This window comes from Nocardia sp. NPDC004604, from assembly GCF_040609795.1.
Lineage (GTDB): Bacteria > Actinomycetota > Actinomycetes > Mycobacteriales > Mycobacteriaceae > Nocardia.
Genome location: NZ_JBEXLC010000300.1, coordinates 1 through 3,260, shown reverse-complemented (window position 1 = coordinate 3,260; position 3,260 = coordinate 1). Strand labels below are relative to the sequence as shown.

Annotated in this window: 4 protein-coding genes; 2 read left to right on the top strand and 2 right to left on the bottom strand. The window is 65.6% G+C overall.

The window, feature by feature from the left end; genetic code table 11:
• The first annotated feature begins 122 nt into the window (after nucleotides 1–122).
• Together ABZW16_RS43530 and ABZW16_RS43525 are read left to right on the top strand one after the other, a co-directional pair.
• Nucleotides 123–1,172 carry a CobW family GTP-binding protein gene (locus ABZW16_RS43530; RefSeq protein ID WP_354962023.1) on the top strand — a complete coding sequence of 350 codons (1,050 nt, stop codon included), beginning with the start codon at nucleotides 123–125 and terminating at the stop codon, nucleotides 1,170–1,172.
• A gap of 235 nt (nucleotides 1,173–1,407) precedes the next feature.
• On the top strand, nucleotides 1,408–1,599 hold the full coding sequence (locus tag ABZW16_RS43525; RefSeq protein ID WP_354962022.1) for a hypothetical protein: 192 nt from the start codon (nucleotides 1,408–1,410) through the stop codon (nucleotides 1,597–1,599).
• Nucleotides 1,600–1,644: 45 nt separating this feature from the next.
• Here ABZW16_RS43525 and ABZW16_RS43520 read toward each other — a convergent pair whose 3' ends face one another.
• Both ABZW16_RS43520 and ABZW16_RS43515 read right to left on the bottom strand, forming a co-directional pair.
• Nucleotides 1,645–2,649: an AraC family transcriptional regulator ligand-binding domain-containing protein gene (locus tag ABZW16_RS43520; protein WP_354962021.1), complete on the bottom strand. Its 1,005-nt coding sequence runs from the start codon at nucleotides 2,647–2,649 to the stop codon at nucleotides 1,645–1,647.
• Between the two features lie 147 nt (nucleotides 2,650–2,796).
• On the bottom strand, nucleotides 2,797–3,234 hold the full coding sequence (locus tag ABZW16_RS43515; RefSeq protein ID WP_354962020.1) for a molybdenum cofactor biosynthesis protein MoaE: 438 nt from the start codon (nucleotides 3,232–3,234) through the stop codon (nucleotides 2,797–2,799).
• Nucleotides 3,235–3,260: the final 26 nt, after the last annotated feature.

The window sequence follows — 3,260 nt, the reverse complement described above, 5'->3', positions numbered from 1 at the left end:
CGAGTCGTCGAAGCGCATGCGACGAAGTCGCGAGTCTCGACGGCTCGGACGCGAGACACAGGGGGCCGCGAACACGCCGCGCCCGCGCGGCCAAGAACACAGCCACCAATAGACTCGTCAGGGTGGCCGAGCGGATTCCTGTTCTGATCGTCGCTGGGTTCCTGGGATCCGGGAAGACGACGCTGCTCAACCATCTGCTGCGCAATAACCGCGGTACGCGGATCGGCGTGGTGGTCAATGACTTCGGGGCCATCAATGTCGATGCCATGCTGGTGGCCGGGCAGGTCGACGCCATGGTGTCGTTGGGCAACGGGTGTGTCTGCTGTGCGGTCGATGTCGGCGAACTCGACGAGTTGTTCACCAAGCTGGCACAGCCGCGCGCCAAAATCGATGTGATCGTGGTGGAAGCCAGTGGTCTGGCCGAACCGCGCAATCTGATCCGGATGGTGGTCGGCACCGAGAATCCGCGCATCCGCTATGGCGGATTGGTCGAGGTGGTGGATGCCGAACAGTTCCCGGACACGCGCGGGCGCCATCCCGAACTCGCCACGCATCTGCGACTGGCGGATCTGGTGGTGCTGAACAAGGCCGATCGGGTACCACGGGATCGGCTGGAGCTATTGCGGCAGGAGATCACCGAGCTGATCGGGCCGGTTCCGGTGTATGCGACCACTCACGGACGCATCGACCCGGGCCTGCTGTTCGACGAACCGCTGCGCGAAATACCCAGGGTCGCCGAACAATTGAGCTTCGACGCACTGCTCGACGAACACGATCACACGCACGACGACCAGCACGACCACGCCGGGCACCGGCATCTGCACGACGACTACACCAGCGTGTCCTTCACCAGCGAGCGGGAATTGGATCCGCGGCGCCTGGTCGAATTCCTGGAGGACCCGCCGCCGGGCTTGTTCCGCGCCAAGGGTTTCGCCGCCTTCGGTGTCGCGGCCGAACGCCGGAAGTTCGTGCTGCATATGGTCGGCCGCCACATTGTCTTCGAACCGGACTCCTGGTCGCGCGGCGAATCGCGCACGACGCAGTTGGTATTGATCGGTGCGGGCCTACCCGCCGACGCGGCGCTGCGACGGCTGCACGACACTGTGCATACCAACGCCGAACCACTGGATCCCGCTGCCATGCTCGGCATCTGGCGCTACACACCGCACTGACGCCGCAGCGAACAGTGGTAGCTCGACAGCGTTGGCGTGTCGACAAAGTTGGCGCGTTCTGCTCGAGGCTGGCGCGTTCAGTTCTTGGCACGGCCATTGCGCATACATAAAACTGACACATTGCCCCGCCGCGCGCGGCATATGCGCAACGTAGCGAACCTGCTGCGCGCGGTGTCGGTTCGGCGCCCGAACCGTGATCGACCGTATATGTCTCTACGACCGATTGGAGAGTTCCGTGTCAGAGACCTGGGAGAGCGCTACGGCGTACGTGGTCGCCGCGTTAGAGGCCAAGGGTACCGCCACGCGTGACGATTTCGATGTGGCCGCCATTGTTGCCGCAACCCGAGATATCGTCGATAGCTGGGATTTTCGTGTCATCGAGGATGCGACATTCTGGCGCATCGCGGCAACCTTCTTGAAGGTGTGACCGCGTCCGGTGCTGGCACGGGGCGCGGCGCGGGGGTGCGGCGGATCAGGCCGGAAGGTCCGATCGGTGCATGGGCTGGGTCATGGACCGTCGGCGGGCCGCCCGCCGCATCGACCCCACATCCGAATACCCCAGTAGTTCGGCCTGGCGCGTTCGGCTCAGTGGCCCATCCGCATTCGCCTGTGCCAGGCGGGCATTGCGCGCCCGCTCCAATTCCGATCGCCAGGTGGTACCCGCCTCCATCAGCCTGCGTTGCAGCGTGCGCGGGCTGGTGGCGAGTCGGCGGGCCACCCGATCCAGCGATACCGCACCCTCGGCCAGTGCGTCGGTGACGGCGGCGGCGACCCGATCCGGCCACGCGGTCGTCAAGGGCGGCGGTGGCGGGAGCGCGTCGGCCAGCGGCCGCAGCACGCCGGCCAGCACCGGATCGCTGGTGGTCAGCGGCAGTTCCATAGCGCTGGCACGGAAGGTCATGGCATCGAACGGCGCGCCGAATTCGATGGCGGGGCTGCCGAATACCTCGACGAAGGTGTCGATTTTCGCGGGTGCCTGCTGTCGCAGCGCCACTCGCAGCGGGATGAGCGGTTCGCGGACCACCCGCCGCGCCCGGCTGAGCACCGCCGCCAGTCCCCACAGTTGGGTGAGCTCGCGGCCGCGGCCCGCGCCATCGATCATGTCGAGATACAGCGTGACCTCGTGTTCCTCGGTGACCAGGTCGAAGCGGTGATTGGTGGTCACGGCGGCGACATAGGGGCCGCAGGTCGCCAGACCGGCGCCGAGCGTCGGTGCGGTGGAGAACAGATAGTCGTAGAGGCCGAGGCTGGTGAGTTCGTAGTGGCTGGCCACATGCAGCGCGACATTCGGATCGCCGAGTGCGTGTGCACCGAGTTCCCAGAGCCGCGAGAAGGTGTGACTCGGCAGGTGCACAGCCTCGCCAGCCATGGTCCATTCGGGTAGTCCGGCCTCGCGGATCAGCCGATCCCGGTCCACCCCCGCCGCCGTGAGCTGTGCGATGACGAATCTGTGCAGCAATATTTGGTCGGTTCCCAATGCGCCCCTCCTGCTGCGGATCGACGAATCTTCTGCGGGGAGAACGCTATCCCGCGGGTATTGAATCGTCAGTGAATTCGCGTCACAACGTTGTTTCGGGCAACCCGACCGGCGCTCATGACGAGGTTGAACAATGGCAATGACCCTTTACCCGCAGGCGTTGACCCATTCGGAGAGACCGTCGGCGAACAATTGGCGCTTCCAGATCGGCACTTCGTGTTTGATCCGATCCACCAATTCCGCACAGGTGGTGAAGGCTTCGGCGCGATGCGGTGCGGCGACCGCGACGACGATCGCGAGGTCACCGACGGTCAGCTGACCGACTCGGTGCACGGCCGCGACCGGCAGTCCGGAGCGTTCGGCGAGTGCGGCGCAGCAATTGCGCAGAAATCGTTCGGCGTCCGGATGCGCGGAATACTCCAATGCGGAAACCGCCTGTCCGCCATCGTGATCGCGCACCTTGCCGGTGAACACCACGACCGCGCCGTACTCCGGCCCGGTCACCGCGGCCTCCACCACCGCCGGGTCCAGCGGCTGATCGCTGACGCCCGCCAGGCATACGGCCGCGAATTCACTTGTGGTCATGGTTGCCGCCTCCTGCTACTTGCGCG

Bases quoted from the DNA above. Each gene is read 5' to 3' on its own strand.
- ABZW16_RS43515 (WP_354962020.1), bottom strand. From the start codon at position 3,234: ATGACCACAAGTGAATTCGCGGCCGTATGCCTGGCGGGCGTCAGCGAT.